At 57.7% G+C, this 16,205-nt stretch carries 16 protein-coding genes; 8 read left to right on the top strand and 8 right to left on the bottom strand.

Going from position 1 to position 16,205, the window contains the following annotated elements; all coding sequences use genetic code 11:
* Positions 1-100: 100 nt before the first annotated feature.
* The 4 genes from MKZ35_RS15400 to MKZ35_RS15415 all read left to right on the top strand — a co-directional run bounded on the left by MKZ35_RS15400 (position 101) and on the right by MKZ35_RS15415 (position 3,148).
* Positions 101-484 carry a hypothetical protein gene (locus MKZ35_RS15400; protein ID WP_482514099.1) on the top strand — a complete coding sequence of 128 codons (384 nt, stop codon included), beginning with the start codon at positions 101-103 and terminating at the stop codon, positions 482-484.
* Positions 384-1,427 carry a TolC family protein gene (locus tag MKZ35_RS15405; protein WP_482514100.1) on the top strand — a complete coding sequence of 348 codons (1,044 nt, stop codon included), beginning with the start codon at positions 384-386 and terminating at the stop codon, positions 1,425-1,427. Before MKZ35_RS15400 ends, MKZ35_RS15405 begins: the two co-directional genes overlap by 101 nt.
* A 106-nt stretch (positions 1,428-1,533) precedes the next feature.
* Positions 1,534-1,956 (top strand): universal stress protein, encoded by a 423-nt coding sequence (locus MKZ35_RS15410; RefSeq protein WP_482514101.1) that lies wholly within the window; start codon positions 1,534-1,536, stop codon positions 1,954-1,956.
* 82 nt (positions 1,957-2,038) lie between these two features.
* Positions 2,039-3,148: an HlyD family secretion protein gene (locus MKZ35_RS15415; protein WP_482514102.1), complete on the top strand. Its 1,110-nt coding sequence runs from the start codon at positions 2,039-2,041 to the stop codon at positions 3,146-3,148.
* A 115-nt stretch (positions 3,149-3,263) separates the two neighbouring features.
* Here the strand turns inward: MKZ35_RS15415 and MKZ35_RS15420 are convergent, their stop codons facing one another.
* On the bottom strand, positions 3,264-3,638 hold the full coding sequence (locus MKZ35_RS15420) for a four helix bundle protein (protein WP_482514103.1): 375 nt from the start codon (positions 3,636-3,638) through the stop codon (positions 3,264-3,266).
* Between the two features lie 85 nt (positions 3,639-3,723).
* On the opposite strand from MKZ35_RS15420, the gene MKZ35_RS15425 reads away from it, so the two are divergent.
* Complete coding sequence (locus MKZ35_RS15425; protein WP_482514104.1) at positions 3,724-5,295, top strand: DHA2 family efflux MFS transporter permease subunit; 1,572 nt, start codon at positions 3,724-3,726, stop codon at positions 5,293-5,295.
* 191 nt (positions 5,296-5,486) lie between these two features.
* Here the strand turns inward: MKZ35_RS15425 and MKZ35_RS15430 are convergent, their stop codons facing one another.
* From MKZ35_RS15430 to MKZ35_RS15445, 4 genes are all read right to left on the bottom strand, one after another.
* Complete coding sequence (locus MKZ35_RS15430; RefSeq protein ID WP_482514105.1) at positions 5,487-6,494, bottom strand: hypothetical protein; 1,008 nt, start codon at positions 6,492-6,494, stop codon at positions 5,487-5,489.
* 194 nt (positions 6,495-6,688) lie between these two features.
* Positions 6,689-7,000: an energy transducer TonB gene (locus tag MKZ35_RS15435; RefSeq protein ID WP_482514106.1), complete on the bottom strand. Its 312-nt coding sequence runs from the start codon at positions 6,998-7,000 to the stop codon at positions 6,689-6,691.
* Positions 7,001-7,005: 5 nt separating this feature from the next.
* Positions 7,006-8,076: a M56 family metallopeptidase gene (locus tag MKZ35_RS15440; protein WP_482514107.1), complete on the bottom strand. Its 1,071-nt coding sequence runs from the start codon at positions 8,074-8,076 to the stop codon at positions 7,006-7,008.
* A complete protein-coding gene (locus tag MKZ35_RS15445) occupies positions 8,024-8,425 on the bottom strand; it encodes a BlaI/MecI/CopY family transcriptional regulator (RefSeq protein WP_482514108.1) in 402 nt (133 codons plus the stop codon). The genes MKZ35_RS15440 and MKZ35_RS15445 overlap by 53 nt, the downstream gene beginning before the upstream one ends.
* Before the next feature lie 220 nt (positions 8,426-8,645).
* On the opposite strand from MKZ35_RS15445, the gene MKZ35_RS15450 reads away from it, so the two are divergent.
* Positions 8,646-9,863, top strand: coding sequence for an alpha/beta hydrolase family protein (locus MKZ35_RS15450; protein ID WP_482514109.1), 1,218 nt, complete (start codon positions 8,646-8,648; stop codon positions 9,861-9,863).
* Positions 9,864-10,027: 164 nt separating this feature from the next.
* On the opposite strand, the gene MKZ35_RS15455 is transcribed toward MKZ35_RS15450, so the two are convergent.
* From MKZ35_RS15455 to MKZ35_RS15465, 3 genes are all read right to left on the bottom strand, one after another.
* Positions 10,028-10,405, bottom strand: a complete 378-nt coding sequence (locus tag MKZ35_RS15455) for a hypothetical protein (RefSeq protein WP_482514110.1) — start codon at positions 10,403-10,405, stop codon at positions 10,028-10,030.
* A gap of 247 nt (positions 10,406-10,652) precedes the next feature.
* Positions 10,653-11,078 (bottom strand): hypothetical protein, encoded by a 426-nt coding sequence (locus MKZ35_RS15460; protein ID WP_482514111.1) that lies wholly within the window; start codon positions 11,076-11,078, stop codon positions 10,653-10,655.
* Positions 11,042-13,141, bottom strand: coding sequence for a M1 family metallopeptidase (locus MKZ35_RS15465; protein WP_482514112.1), 2,100 nt, complete (start codon positions 13,139-13,141; stop codon positions 11,042-11,044). Before MKZ35_RS15465 ends, MKZ35_RS15460 begins: the two co-directional genes overlap by 37 nt.
* 372 nt (positions 13,142-13,513) lie before the next feature.
* On the opposite strand from MKZ35_RS15465, the gene MKZ35_RS15470 reads away from it, so the two are divergent.
* Positions 13,514-14,716 (top strand): McrB family protein, encoded by a 1,203-nt coding sequence (locus MKZ35_RS15470; RefSeq protein ID WP_482514113.1) that lies wholly within the window; start codon positions 13,514-13,516, stop codon positions 14,714-14,716.
* Positions 14,717-15,035: 319 nt separating this feature from the next.
* Positions 15,036-16,067 (top strand): 5-methylcytosine restriction system specificity protein McrC, encoded by a 1,032-nt coding sequence (locus MKZ35_RS15475; protein WP_482514114.1) that lies wholly within the window; start codon positions 15,036-15,038, stop codon positions 16,065-16,067.
* The last annotated feature ends 138 nt before the right edge of the window (positions 16,068-16,205 follow it).

A 16,205-nucleotide genomic window follows, 5' to 3' on the forward strand; every position in this document is an offset into this window, starting at 1 on the left:
TGTTTAAACCGAATAGAGGGCACTTTCAAATACATTAAAACAATTTTAATCGTCTGGCACAAGGTTAGTAATGCTTGGTGTAACAACAGTTACTATAACCATGCTTTCTCGACTAACCTTTACCGCTCTACTTGTAGCATTTGGGCTATTACTGACAGTTGGCGCGGCCCACGCTCAAACCCCCGTTATTGCTGATTCGTTGGCGCTGGAGGGTACAATCCGCGCGGTGCTGGACGCGAATCCGGCCATTACCAGTTTGGAAGAAGAAGTGAACGCCGCCACCAGCCGCGTGACGCAGGCGCGTGGCGGTTTTCTGCCCCAGGTGACGGGCACCGCCACCTACACGCGCATCGACCCGGTAGTTAAGCTTCAGCTTGCCCCCGATGCACCCGGAGTTCCAGCTTGCTCCCAACAACAATTACGACGCTCACATCACGCTGCAGTACGGCATTCTGGACTTCGGCAAGAAGGATGCAACGTATAATCTGGCCGAAAGCCGCCGGGTGCTGGCAGCCGACCAAGTAAACATGACGCGCCGCGACCTGGCGTACTCGGCGGCGCAGGTGTACTACAATATCCTGTTTGTGCGCGAAAGCATTAAGGTGCAGGATGCTCAGATTGCTTCCTTGCAGCAGCATCAGCGCGAAATGGAAAAGCGCGTGGAAGGGGGCGTGAGTACTCGCTTCGACGTGACGACTACGCAGGTGCGCATCACGCAGGCCCAGAACACGAAGATCGATCTGCAAAACCAGCTCCGCAACCAACAGGTGCAGCTAGCCCGCCTTCTGCACAAGCCCGAGTACGAGAATGTACCTGTGCGCGGCGCCTTTACTTATCAACCCCAAGCCGTGAATGTGCAAGCAGCCCTGGTTCAGGCCAGTGAAAGCCGCCCTGAAATAAAGCTGGCCCGCGACGCGGAAAATACAGCCAGCCTCAACCTCAAACTCATTGAGCACAGCAATAAGCCCATATTGGGGATTGGGGGGCAATTGGGCGTTAAAAACGGCTACCTGCCCAACCTCGACCAGATTCGGCCGAACTCGGTAGGCGTGGTGCAGCTCTCAGTGCCGATATATGACGGCAATAAAAATAAGAATCAGCGCGTGGAAGCACTGGCGGGCATTCGGGGGGCACAGGCGCGCACCCAGGATACGCAGGCGCAAATCAGGGCTGACGTGCGGCAGGCATTGAATAACCTGGAATCCAGCGCGGCGCGCCACGACAATGCCTTGCAGCAGATCAATCAGGCTACTGATGCTTTTACGCGGGCCCAGTCGCGCTACCGCTACGGCGTAGGCTCCAACCTCGATGTGCTCGACGCGGAAACCTCCCTGGCGCAGGCTCGGCTGGCTCGTTTGCAGGCTATCTACAACTATACTCTCGGTCGATATCAGCTCAAGCGCGCCACGGGTGAGCAGATTTGGTGAGATGGTGAAATGGTGAGTTTGATGTGTTGACGGCGCGGACCACATGAGAACGATAACAACCAGAACAGCAAACTCACTATCTCACTATTTCACTATCTCACCTCCCATGACCATTCTTTGCCCAATTGATTTTTCGGCGGCTACGGAGCGTCTGGTGGCGTATGCGGCGGCGCTGGCGGCCGGTATGGGAGCAGAGCTGCGACTACTGCACGTGCTGGAGCCGCAGCCGACTTTGGCCACGGCGGTATCTGACCTTGACATTGCTGCCCAGCTGGCTCATCATCATGCGGCGGCAAAAGTGGCTGGTGCACAGGTAAGCACCGTCCTCTTACACGGCAGCGCCGCCCAGGAAATAATCGCCGAAGCCCAGCGGCGTCCTACCGACATGATTGTTATCGGGGCGCACGGCCAAACGGGGCTCACGCGGTTTCTGATGGGCAATACGGCCGAGTCGGTGGTGCGCACGGCGCCCTGCGCCACGTTGCTGATGAAATGTCGGCCCGCTGAAAAACTTCGCCAATCGGCTTAACAGCATTTATAAAGAAGGTTGCTAAAAATGCCCCCCAGCGGTCTTCCTCCTAACATTAACCACGCACAACCACGTAATTTATATGGCAACTCCCGTTCAACAAGCTCCGGCCGAAGCCCCGGCTCCTCATCTCGATCCAGCCTATACGCCGGAAACTGAGGCCCCGGAAGGCCGTTCGAAGCGTCCTATCATTCTCATTATTCTGGCCCTGGTCCTCCTTGTGGGGGGCTATTTTGGCTGGCAGCACTACCAATTTGGCCAAGCCCACGAAGAAACCGACGATGCCCAGGTAGAAGGCGACGTGTACCCCATTCTGCCCCGTGTGGGCGGGCCGGTGCTCGAAGTGAAAGTGCAGGACAACCAGTTGGTGAAAAAGGGTGATGTGCTCATTACCTTAGACCAAGCCGACTATCAGCAGCGCGTAAATGCGGCTGAGGCTGCCCTAGCGGCAGCCCAGGCCAACGTAGTGGCCGCCCGCGCCGGCGTGGGCACGGCCCAGGCCAATGTGCGCACCGCCCAATCGACGATTGGCGTGAGCGAGGCCAACCGCGCCCGCTTGCAGAAAGACTTGCAGCGCAGCACCTTCCTGCGCCAGCAGGATATTATTCCGCAGAGTGAATACGATGCCGTGCAGGCTAACTTAAAGGCGACCAGCGCCCAGCGCACCATAGCTACCGACCAGGTGCAGGTAGCGCGCCAGCAGGTAGCAGCCGCCCAGCAGCAGATTGCCGTGGCCGAAGCCGTAGTAAAACAGCGCCAAGCCGACCTCGACAATGCCAAATTGCAACTCAGCTATACTACCATCACCGCCCCCGGCGACGGTATCGTGAGTAAGAAGGGCGTGCAGCCCGGCCAGGTAGTATCGCCCGGTCAGCAACTCATGGGCCTGGTAGCCAGCGGCAACACCTGGGTTATTGCCAACTTTAAGGAAACCCAGTTGGAGAATATGCGCGAGGGCCAGAAGGTAGCCGTAGAAGTTGACGCCTACCCCAATCAGGAGTTTGAAGGCCATATCCAGTCGCTCTCGGCCGCTACGGGCGCCCGCTTCGCCCTTTTGCCCCCCGACAACGCCAGCGGCAACTTCGTGAAAGTAACCCAGCGCGTACCAGTCAAAATCGTCCTCGACAAAGTTGATCCGCAACACCCCCTGCGGGCCGGCATGAGCGTGACGACCACTGTCGCGGTGAAATAGTGAGATGGTGAAATGGTGAGTTTGACGTTCTGGCTAGTGCAGTCCTTGTGTTATTTGCGCCGCCTGAACGTCAAACTCACCATTTCACCATCTCACTATTTCACCTCTATAACACTCACCTCTTCGCCTTCTTGCGGGCGGTGGCTAGTACAGATAGGATTTCTGTATACTCTTGCTCTAAGGTGCTTAAGCGGGTTTTAGGCATAATATCGGCGTCTCCGAGAAGCTCAAGCCAGAATAGTGTCTCATCGGCTTCCTCTACGCAAATGCAAAGCTTGGCATACCACTCGGCCGGTGAGCGTCCTCGGCAAGCTGCACGAAAGTTAGCCGCCACCGACGTGGCAGAACGCAACAACTGCTTGCCCAATACACCTGCCTCGCCCGTGCGGGGAAGCTGCTGAAACAACCGAATGACGCGTAATGAAGCCACTTTGGTACGCACACGGTACGTTTCATTAAATGGCACGTTGGGTATCAACCTCTCTTCCATAAGTGAATAATGTAGTACGATTTCTTACACTAAGTAAGAACATCAAACTCACCATTTCACCATCTCACTATTTCACCTTTCCCTCATGGAAACCGGATTTACCAAGTGGATTATCGTCGTGACCGTAGTCCTCTGCGTCTTGCTGGAGCTGATTGATACCAGCATCGTGAACGTGGCTCTCACCCAGATGATGGGCAATCTCTCGGCCACGCAGCAGGAAGTGAGCTGGGTGGTGGCCTCCTACGGCATTGCCAACGTTATCGTGATTCCGATGACGGGCTTTCTGGCCGAGCAGTTTGGCCGCAAAAACTACTACCTGTTCTCCGTGGTGCTGTTTACGCTGGCTTCTGTAGCATGCGGGCAGAGCACCAACATCTGGGAGCTGGTGGCCTTTCGCTTTATTCAGGGCGTTGGCGGTGGGGCCCTCATGGCTACTTCCCAGGCTATTCTGATTGATACTTTCCCGCCCAAGCAGCTGGCGCTGGGCCAGGCGATATTTGGGATGGGCGTTATTATTGGCCCCACCATCGGCCCCACGCTGGGCGGCTATATCGTGGATAACTACGACTGGCCCTGGATTTTCTACGTGAACGTGCCGGTGGGCATTTTTGCCTCCATCTTCACGGTGCTGTTTATTCGCGACCCCGAGCGCATTAAAAATGCTATTCCGCGGCCGCTGCGCGAGATTGACTGGTCCGGTATTTTCCTGCTGATACTGGGCGTGGGCTCCTTGCAGCTCGTGCTGGAGCAGGGCGAAACTGAGGACTGGTTTGAGAGCCTGTATATCGTCACGTTCACCGTGCTGGCCGTGGTGGGGGTGGTCGGCTTCATTTGGCGAGAATTAACGGCCAAGCAGCCCATCGTAGACCTGCGGGTGCTCACGCGCAGCCGCAACCTGGCCATTGGCGCTTTTCTGTCCTTTATTCTAGGCTTTGGGCTGTTTGCATCGGTGTTCATCTTCCCGATTTTCTGCCAGCGCATTCTAGGCTTTACGGCCGCCCAAACGGGCTATTTGCTGTTGCCGGGTGCTTTGCTTTCAGGCTTTATGATGCCGGTGGTGGGCAAGATGATTCAGGGCGGCATACCGCATAAGTACATTCTGCCGGTGGGCTTCACCAGCTTCTTTATCTTCTCTTACTGGATGAGCATGCGCATCACGCCGCTGGCCGGCGAAAGCGACTTTTTCTGGCCCCTTATGCTGCGGGGTTTCGGGCTGGCGCTACTGTTTTTGCCCATCACCACGATGTCGCTGTCGGGTATTAGCGGGAAAGATGCCGGGCAGGCAGCGGGTCTTACGGGCATGATTCGTCAACTCGGCGGCTCGTTTGGAGTGGCGCTGGTGGGCACGTATCTGGAACGCACCATGTTCCAGAACCGCGTGTCGCTGCTGCCTAATATTTCCCTCTACGACCCCGAAACCCAGCAGCGTCTGCAAGGCCTGATAGGGAGCTTCATGGCCAAGGGCGCCAGCCTCATGCAGGCTCAGCAGCAAGCCTACGCCGCCCTGGAAGGCGCACTGATGAAGCAAACGGCCATCATCACCTATGCCCAGACTTTCCTACTGATTGGCGCTTTCTTCCTGCTGTGCCTGCCATTGATGTTCATGATCAAACGCAACCGTCCCGGTGAAGCCGTCGACCTGAATGCGGCCCATTAGTGGTGAAATAGTGAGTGGTGAGTAGTGAGTAGTGAGTAGTGAGTAGTGAGTAGTGAGTGGTGAGTGGTGAGTGGTGAGTTTTCTATTTGCGCTCATACAAAAAAGCCCCCCAGATCTTTCTGGGGGGCTTTTTTATTGTGTCAATGTGAACGGCAAACTCACCATCTCACCACTCACCACTCACCACTTGCCTACTGATACTGAATGTACAGCGGCTTGGGCGTGAGGGCCAATACCTCTTTGGGCGTCATTAGGTGGGAGTTTTTGGGCTTAATGTCGTACTCGTAGAAGAGCTTGAAACCGGTGTATTGCACGGGCTCTTTCTGAATGTACGCCTTGTAGGAATCTTCCTTCAAAGTTGGGTCGCCCCAGCCGTCCATGTGCATCACGATCTGCACGCGCGGGTCGGTCTTGATGTTTTTGTAGTTCGTAATCATGCCCTGGGTGAAGCGGTGCACGGTGAGCACCTTGGGGGGCAATTTGTTCTCGCTCACGATGCGGGCCAGAAACTTCACGGCGTAGTTCACGTCCTTCGCGTCGAAGGTGCCGATTTTGCGGCCCGGCTTCACGCCTTTGGTCTCCATGGCAAACTCCGGGTCGATGCCCAGGTGCACGATCGGGTCTTTCAGGTAGGGCTCCAGCTTGTGCAGCTCATTTTCCAGGTTGCTCAGGCCCACCTGCACGTCCAGAAACACAATGCAGTTGTGTTCCTTGCCCCATTGGATAACCTCCTCAATAGTGGCTTTGGAGTTCATCAGACGGTATTTACCATCTTTGCCAGCCGCGGCCTGGGCCGTGATGGTTACGTTGTGAATGGCGGCCTGCACCGGAATGCTGGGGTCAGCGGCCTGCCACTCAGCCAGCACTTTGTCAAACTTGCGGAACATCTGATCCTTCGGCTCGCGGCCCAGAATACCCATGCCTTTCGCCCGGATGTTGCCATAAAACGCCACGATGCGCTTGCCGGGCAAAATAGCCCCCGGCAGCTGCCCATTGGCTTTTACAATGGAGTCGGCCTTGAGCGAGTCGCTGCGCATGGCAGCCAGCTTCAGCGCCGCCGAGTCGACGGGAACTGGTTTGGCGGCCTCAACGGAAGCTTTGGCGGCGGTAGCTTCTCCGTCGGTGCGCGTACCGCAGCCGGGCAAGGTGGAGAGAGAAAAGAGGCTTAAGGAGGCGGCCACTACGGCGTGACGCGGCAAAAAAGGTAACAACACTGAATAAAGCTTGATTAGAAGGCCAAAACTACCTGCAAGGTAGGCCATTTCGGGCAGTTACTGTTGCCCCAAACGCAGAAAGGCCCCGACAAAATTCGGAGCTTTTCAAGCGGTTTCCCCTTGCAATAGGCCTTGAAGCGCCGAAGATGGCTACTCCCAAATTCGGCTAGACCAGCTAATTATTTGCTTTTTGCAGCAGCATTCAGTGCAAACTTAATGGGCACTGTAAACCGTATATCAACGGGCTGTCCATCCTTTTTCCCAGGGGTAAATTGTGGCAGTTGTCGCACAGCAGCCAATGCGGCTTCGTCACAACCTGCGCCGATACCCTTCATGATGGCAGCATCTCTTACTCGTCCGTCACTACCTACTGTAAAAGCAACAAAAACATTGCCCTCCACCTTGTTGCGCACGGCTTCGGCTGGATACTGAAGCTTGCTCAGCAGAAAAGTCGTGATATCATCGTTTTTGCCCGTGGGAAACAGCGGCATTTCTTCTACATAGGTATAAAGCCTATCAGCTGGAGGTAGTGGCGGTGCAGGCTCAGCATCGGGTGCAAGCCGTGGGGGCGGAGGGGCGGTGGCACCTGCACATTTTGCGCAGAAGCACGAGTGGCCGGGGCAACCGACTCGGTGGTTCGCTCACAAGCGACGGTAAACGTTAATAAAGCCACCAGCGGCAGCACGAGCCACTGTTTCCAGCGGCGGATGGGGGAAGTTCGGTGAATCATGGCAATGCGACGTAAGGTTTGGGAATGAGAAAAGGAGTGCGCAAACGGAATGGAGAACCCGAGGCGGGTGGCCACTTGCCGGGCCAGTAGGTGGGTGTAAGAATGAGAAGGTGAAGCAGTTTTAGAGAAGGAAGAAGCGGGGCTCAGCGCCGCCGCGTCGGCCAGGTACTCGTGGGTAAGGGTCAGGGCGCGGGCGCACAGGTGCACGAATGGATTGAACCAGAGCACGGCGCGTAGCACTTCCAGCAGCAACCTATCATAGGTGTGGCCTTGCCGCACATGGGCCAACTCGTGGCGCAGCACCTGTTGGGCTTCCACGTTGCTGAGCGGTAAGGTCTCGTCCCAAAACACGACTCGCCCAAACGAGCTGGTTGGCAGCAGACCGTGCGTGTGCACCAGCGTGTAGCCGGCCTGTTTTTCGCGGGGCAGAAAGCGCGTAGTCAGCCACAGCTTGACCAGCCCAAAAAACAGCCGCGCCGACACGGCCAGCGCACCGCCTGCGTAACCAAGCAGCACCCACTGCGACCAGTCGAGCCTGGCGTCGCTACTGAGTCCGCCTACTTGGGCGGTCGGCAGCAGCACGGTTGCTATACCCGGTAGTAGCGTGCCTGAATTTGCCCCCCAGACGCTTGGCCAACTTATGGGAAGCAGCGGCAAGCTCGCCGCCAACAGCGGCCCCAGCACCAGAAACACCCGATTGTAGCCAAAGCTGCGCTCACGGCGCAAGACTATCCGGTAGCAGAGCCACCACACGCCCAGCAGTACCGTACTGAGCATCATCCACTTAAGCAGGCTGATTGGGTTCATCGGAATCGGGAGTTGGAGGTTGGGCAGCATGGCGGAGCAACTCATCGAGCTGCGCGGCGTCGAGGTTTTCGTCCTTCGCAAAGAAGGACACCAGCTGCGGAAAGGAGTTGCCAAAATAGCCCCCCAGCAGCTTGCGCAGCGAGAAGCGCCGGTATTCATCCTGAGCGACCAACGCCTGGTAGCGGTGCGTACGGCCAAAGGCTTCGTGACCCACAAATCCTTTCTGCTCCAGAATGCGGATGATAGTCGAAACGGTGTTGTAGGCGGGTGGCGGCGCCGGCATTTCGGCCACTACCTCTTTCACGAAGGACGGACCGCGCTGCCAAAGCACCTGCATCACTTGCTCCTCGGCGCGGGTTAGTTCAGGGAAGGTTTGCATGGGGAGCTTTTTTGTTGAAATAAATATAAAACTAATTTTTTAGTTAAACAACTAATTTATTAGGTGAATATGCTTTCTTCTTGCTTTCACCCGAAAAACCTGGCTCAGTGAGCATATCGCTTTTCTCAACGGCGGCACGAAATCTTTTGAGCAGAATGGTGTTATGAAGGCAGATTGACCCAATACCTTCCTAATGTCCTTGAAAATTAATAGCCGTCTCTTGCCCTATTTCACTTTCCTTTTCTGGCTGAGCCTACTGGTGGCGCCCGGCTTGAGCTGCACCAAAGAGCAGACGGTGCTAACCGTAGCGCCCGCTGCCCCAGCTGCGCCCATTAGCCCGGTTGCCGGCAACCGCCTGCTGAGCAGCACCCTGATTGGGGAGTACACCCCGAGTACATTGGCGGGCCGCGTACCCGATCTGCCTATCGTCAGTGCCCTGACCAAGTATTCGATTCGGGTATATAAGCTGACGTACACCACGCCTAATACCGACGGCCAGCCCGTGACGGCCTCGGGCGCGGTGCTAGTACCGGTGGCTTCGCAGCCGCTGCCACTGCTGAGCTATCAGCACGGCACTATTTCGCCCAAAGACGAAGCGCGGGCGCCCTCCTACTACCGCTCCGGCGGGGAAGTCTGGACGGCTATATCGGTGCTGGCTTCCTCCGGCTACCTGGTGGTGGCACCCGACTATATCGGGTATGGCGCTTCCAAGAATTTGCCCCACCCCTATGAGCACGCGGCTTCGTTGGCGTCGGCCTCGCTGGATATGCTGCGGGCCACGCGGGAGTTTTGTGAGCAAGAAAAGATTCGACTAAACGATAAAAACTTTCTGCTGGGCTACTCCGAAGGCGGCTTTGCTACGCTGGCGTTGCACAAGCTGATTGAGGAGCAGCACGCCTCTGAGTTTACGGTGACGGCCAGCGCGCCCGGCGCGGGAGCATACAATAAGTCAGCCTTCGCCGACTATATTTTGAAGTCTGATCAGCCGCTGAACTTCCTTAGCTCCTACGTCTGGGTATTGGACACCTATAACCGGGTGTATAACATCAACCGGCCGTACGCCGGTTATTTTCAGGAGCCCTGGGCCACGCAGCTGCATGCCAATCCGTTTGCGAAAGTGCCCGAACAGGCCAGGGAGCTATTCACGGAGCCTTTCCGGGCGGGCGTCCTCAACAAAACCGATCAGCCCATCACGGCTGCCTTCCGCGCCAACGACATCTACGATTGGCGGCCGCGTGCCCCGCTGGCGCTTTTCCACGGTACCGCCGATGATTACGTGCCCTTTTTCAACTCCGAAAACGCCTACAAGGCCATGCGCGCCCGCGGCGCTACGCAGGTAGAGCTGCGCCCCATCCAAGACGGCAACCACTTTTCTTCCGTGCCCCAATACACGCTGGAGGCGCTGGCTTTTTTTGGGGAGTTTCAGGAGATTAACTGATCGGCTTCCGCTTGGCGGGCGGCAGAGCAACGTCGCTTTAACGGGTGGTTCCAGCAGGCCTGCCTTTGATGTATTCACACCAAAAAAGCCCCCGGTCTTTCTTAACAGAGAGGCCGGGGGGCTTTTTTGGAGCGCGTTATTTATCTGTGGCTGAGACTAAAGGATTAGGTTGAAGACGCTTGGCTGCTCCTGGCTGATAATGCCTGGCGCAGCCAAACTCCCGCCAGGGCAGCGAGTCCGCCAACCAGCCCGCCCAGCACGGCCGTCACCAGCACCAGCAGCCAGCCGCTGCCGCCCAGCGGAATCAGCTCCGCTACGCGGTGGCTGAGGTGGCCTTCGTTCTGCAGGTTCAGCCAGCTTGCCAGCACCAGCCAGCCCAGTCCAACCCCAGCAAAACCCGCCCAAAAAGCCCCCCAGCTCCTGCGGCCCAGCCCCAGCGCCAGCGCAAAGGCCACCGGCGTAATGCTCCACCAGGGCAGCACTAGTTGGGCGACAGCAGCTACGATGAGAATCAGCAGAAACAGCTTGAGTGAGCTAGTCATAGAATAGTGGTTGAGGGGAGCCAAAGTACTTAGAAGAGCTCTGGCGTACGATAAACGAAACCATCCATTTTGACGGTCACGTAGAGCGGTGGCGAAGCATCTTGTGTGCAATGATATTGTCATGCTGGATCTGGCGTCCGCTTGCCGAAGCATCTCTACTGGTTACTAATATATAGCATTGCAACGAAGCAGTAGAGATGCTTCGACTCCGCTCAGCATGACCGCCTTTTAAATTTAGCATGCCTGTTTACTTCGCCTGCTCAATTTCCTGCACGGCCTTTTCTACCGCCTGCTTAGCCTGAGCGGCATTGGGGCCGGTTTTTTTGTCTTTTGCTGCTTGGAGCAAAGGAATTATAACTTTGTCGATGCCCCGGCTTTTGTTCTGGATGGTAAAGGCTTTGATGCGGTCGAGACCTTCGTTAAACGGCGCGGGCTCATCGAGGCGGGCCAGCATGGCGACCATACCGCGCAGGATTGTGGCTTTGGTTTGCACACTGCCCGTATCGAATTGGTTGCGAACGTAAGGCCACTGCGCCGCGCCGCCATGCTGGCCGTACACTTCCATGATAGCCGAAGTGAGTAAGCCCATATTGTCCGTTTCAAACGCTTTGGCCTGTGTTATTGCCTGGGCCGGGTTTACTTCCGCCAGGGCCCGCAGCGCGGCCCCCTGCACGGCGTACGACTCACTTTTGAGCTGCTGGGCAAACAGCTTTTCATCGCGCTTTTCCTTGAGCTTGCCCAGGTTCCGTAGGGCCACCCCCGCACCACCGCTTCCTTGTCCGAGGTAGCCAGCTTGCGCAGCGTGGGCGCGGCGGCTTTGCGCAGGGCCGCGTCTTCGAGGTTCAGCGAGCCGATAACCTGCGCGCGCAGGCCGGGGGACTTATCGTTCAGGCCGGCCAGCAGTATGCCGCGGGCCGCAGCCTCGGTAGGCTTGGCCTGCGCCGCAACGACAGCTTCGTACCGATCCACGAACCGGGGGGCATTTTTGTACTGGTAGGCGAAGGCGGCCAACGGTTTGTTGTCGGTTTTCTGCCACACCATCACCTTGTTAGCGTCCACGTTCACCAAGTCGGGCTGGGTGGCCGTGGGGAACTCCAGGGTTTCGGTGGTCTGGCGCAGCACCACGTCGCGGCGCAGAGTTTTGCCCCCCACGTACAAATCAACGGCCATGGGCAGGATAAACGGCGTGCCCGGCTGGGTTTGCTTCACCGTCACGGTCTGCATCTTGCGGGCCGCGTCCCAGGCATAGTCGATGGTCACGACGGGGTGGCCGGGCGCGAAATACCACTGGTTGAAAAACCAGTTCAGATCCTGGCCCGACGCGTTTTCTAAGGCCAGCCGCAGCTGGTGGGCTTCGCCGGTGCCGAGCGCGTTTTGGGTCAGATACTGCTTCAAACCGGCGAAAAACACCGCGTCGCCCAGGTGGGTGCGCAGCATTTGTAGGATGACCCCGCCCTTCTGGTACGACACCAGGTCGAACATTTCCTCTTTGTCGTCATAATAAAAGCGGGCGAGCGGCTTGGCCGCGTCGCGGGGGCTACTGAGGTAGCGGCGCAGCGCGTTGGACCGGTGGGCGTCGGCCGCGTCCTGCCCGTACTTGTGTTCGGCCCAGAGGCCTTCGCTGAAGTCGGCAAACGACTCGTTTACGGTCAGGTTGCTCCAGCTTTCGGCCGTCACGTAGTCGCCGAACCATTGGTGAAACAGCTCGTGGGCAATCACCGACTGGCCGGGGATGTAGGTGTAGTCGCGGTCGAGCATCTGCCGGGGCGTCTGCTGCACGTAGTCGCCGTGCAGGGTGGCGGTGGTATTTTCCATGGCTCCGCTCACGTAGTCACGCACCACAATCTGGGCGTACTTATTCCACGGATACGCCACGCCGAGCTTCTGGGAGAAAAACTCCATCATCTCGGGCGTGTCGCCAAAAATCTGCTTGGCATAGGGGGCAAATTTAGGCTCCAGATAGTAGTCCACGTCTTTGCCCTGCCACTTGTCCTTATAGATCTTAAAGTCGCCGACGGCCAGCATAAACAGGTAAGGCGCGTGGGGCTGCTCCATTTTCCAGGTATCGGTGCGCAAACCCGCACCGGCCGGCTTCTGATTCACGAGCGCGCCGTTGCTCAGCGTCACGTACTTACTGGGCACGGTCAGACTGATTTCCGAGGTCGTTTTCTGATTGGGCCGATCGATGGTTGGAAACCACACCGAAGAAGCTTCGGTCTCGCCCTGGGTCCATATCTGCACGGGCTTGCCGGCCACGGCGCTGTCGGGGTTGATGAAGTACAGGCCTTTGGCATCGGTAATGGCGGCGCTGCCTTTGGTTTTCAGCTCATCGGGCTTGGCCGTGTACTCAATATAGACGGTGTAGTCGGTGCCGGGCGCTACCGTTTTGCCGAGGTTAATGCGCAGGTTTTGCCCGTCGGCGTAGGTGTATTTGAGCGGCTGCTGATTGCTGCCATTTATCAAGGCTACGGTCTTGATATCCATGCCTTTGGCATCAAGGCGCAGGGAATCGGTAGCGTAGGCGTAGGGCTTCAGCGTCAGCCAGGCTTTGCCGTAGGCGTAGCGCTTTTTGTAGTCAAATTGCAGGTCGAGCTTAGTGTGAACCAGAGCGTTGATTTTGGGGGCCGTTTCCTGATAAGCGGCGGGCGCGGCGGCTTGTGGCGAAGGGGCAGGCGTTTGGGCCAAGGCAACGGCCGTGAGCAGCAGGGCTGCTGCGGTAGCGTACTGTTTTTTCATGAAATGGAAAGAAGGGAATAAGGCTGAAAAAAGGTGGTATCCAGGGGAGGTAAAGAAAGAAGTATTGAACCCTTGCAGTCGGACGCAGCGTCTCAAGCATGGTCAATTGGGGAATATTGACTTGCCTCAGTAACTCAAATGCTTTGGCCCGTTCGACACGCAGATCTACTACAGGTGGTTTATAATATTTCTTAATTTCTATTGTTGTGCTAGTTACCTAAAAGTTGATTGCCTTTTACTTCTTATATTTTTACTTAATCTAATTATCCTACAAATTACTCAAGCTTGCAGGCACTTCATCGGGTAGTTTTACCTGCTACCCCGAAACCCTTTGTAGCCTCGTATCCGTTTTGCGCCTACCTTACAAACCGGATGCCTGCCCCTTCTTTCGACCCTTCTCAGCTCACCCGCGACCATGTGCTGCGCGCCCTCCGGCACATCGACCGGCAAGGGCTGAATCTGCCCCCCAGCACCGTCTACGACCTCGTGTATCGGGGCCGACGCTACCCGCCCCGGCCCGTGGCGCAGCTGGCCTACCGCCTGGCCACCGGCCAGACCGATGCCAACTGGCCCTTGCCCGCCGGCGGCCCCACCAACGGCTTGCTGGAGCACCTCGATTTTACGGTCGCCACCAAGCGCCCTAGCCTGGCCAACTCTCCTCTGGATAATGACGTGGCGGCCCAGCAGGCTATGCAGGACCTGTACACCGGTCGGCCCAGCGACTCGACGCCCATTGAAAAGGCGAAGGTGCACAAGCTGGAAGTACACGAGCCCGCCGCCCACTACAAAATGCCCCCCAGCGCGCCCTACGACCGCGCCGCGGCCTTGCAGGAGCTGTTTGTGTCGGAGAAAATGCTGGATGACACGCTGGCGGCTTTGCGGCGCCGGCGCAACCTGATTCTGCACGGTCCGCCCGGCACAGGTAAAACCTTTCTGGCCCGCCGCCTGGCTTGGCTGGAACTGGGCGCCACCGATGCGGGCCGCGTGGAGCTGGTGCAGTTTCACCCCAGCTACAGCTACGAGGATTTTGTACAGGGATTTCGGCCCGATGCGCAGGGCACCTTTCGGCTGACGGCGGGCGTGCTTCTGGAAGTATGCCAGCGCGCCGCCACCGAGCCGGCCAAACCCTATTTCCTGCTAATCGACGAAATTAATCGAGGCAATCTGAGTCGGATTTTTGGCGAGCTGCTGCTCTTGCTGGAAGCCGATAAACGCGGCCCGGCCAACGCCGTGCGCCTCCCCTACTCGCCTCCCGACGCAGCCCGATTTTTCGTGCCCGACAATCTCTACGTCATTGGCACCATGAACACCGCTGACCGCTCTCTGGCCCCGCTCGATTATGCCCTGCGGCGCCGATTTGCGTTCGTGAAAATGCAGCCGGAGTTTGGCGCTCTCCTGCAAGGTTTTTTGGCACAAAAAGGTGTGCCGGCCGCAGTCACAGCGCGGCTGGTAGCGCGGCTCACTGAGCTAAACCAAGCCATCAGCGACGACCCCGACTTAGGCGAAGATTTTCAGCTAGGGCACAGCTATTTCTGCCAGCCCCCGCCGACTCCGCTGCCGCCGATTCTTGGCTAACCCTCATTCTGGAGCAGGAAATCGCGCCGCTGCTGGATGAATACTGGTTAGACCAGCCCGCAAAAGCGGCGGCTCATAAAAAGCGCTTGCTGCGGTAGCCTCACCCCCGGCCCCTCTCCTCGGGGAGAGGGGAGCTAAACGAATAGTTCTACGCAGCTACGTCGGCTCGCGCCTCCGCAACTGCTACCAAGTTAAATACGGTTTATCCTTCACTTAAAACGGTAGCGGTTGCGGAGGCGCTAGCCGACGCAGCCGCGTAGGCCGAGCGCTTGGCTCCCCTCTCCCTTGGGAGAGGGAGCCGGGGGTGAGGCCCACATCTATGATTCCCATCCAGAACCTGTATTATCTGCTTTGCTACGCCTGGAACCGCTTGCCGGAGCAAGAGGAGTGGCTAGCCTCGGAAGCCACGACGTTTCATCGGCCGCTGGAGCTACTGAGCCATGTGCTGCTCACGGGCACGCGACGGCTGTTGCGGCAGGGGCTGCGGCAGGCGTATACCGAGCGGGAAGAGGAGCTGGGCGAGCTGCGGGGGCGGGTGCTGCTGGATGCTTCCCTGTCGCGTGACTTGCTGCGGCGGGGGCGGGCAGTGTGTGCTTATGATGAGTTGGGAGCTGATACGCCGTTTCTTCGGCTGCTGCTCGGGGCAGTAGAGCAGCTGAGTCGGTCGCGGCAGGTCCCTGCGGCTTTGCGCCAGGAGCTACGCGCCGTGCGGTGGCATTTTTCTCCCGATTTGCCCCCCACGCCGCTTAGTAGTCATGCGTTGCGGGCCGTGCGCCGCACCCGCCCTACTGGTCATGAAGCCTTGCTGCTGAATGTGTGCGAATTATTGTACCGCAGTGCTCTTCCCGAGCCGGCCGCTGATGGCCGCACCCGCTTCGTTGATTTCCGGCATGATGAGCGGCTGATGGCGCAGCTTTTTGAAGCCTTTGTGCGCAACTTCTACCGCCTCGAGCAGCGCCGGTATCGGGTGCTGTCGGAAACCATCAGTTGGCAAGCTGCTGCTGACGAGCCTGAGGATCTGAGCCTGCTGCCCGCCATGATTACCGACACCACGCTGGAGGCACCCGACCGCAAAATCATCCTCGACACCAAATACTACCGCGCCGCCCTACGGCCGCGCTACGACCGGCAGCGCCTCATTTCGCCCCACCTCTATCAGTTGTACGCGTATTTGCAGAACCAAATTTCGCCCCCCACCCAGCTGTTGGAGGGCATTCTGCTCTACCCCGCCGCCACCCGCGAAGTGGACCTGCGCTATACGCTCGGCGGCCACCCCGTCCGCGTCGTAACCCTGGACCTGAACCAGCCCTGGCCGGGTATTGCCGCTGATTTGTTGAAGTTGATTGAGTGAGATTCAAAGCCCTGTCATATCGTCTGTCATCCTGACGAAGGAAGGACCTTACCGCAGTTGAACGATTTGTTCTGCCGTGATCAGGTCCTTCCTTCGTCAGGATGACAGATGACAAAAGCAGCTTGGTGTATGATGGTC

It is taken from the genome of Hymenobacter sp. R533113, assembly GCF_056835965.1.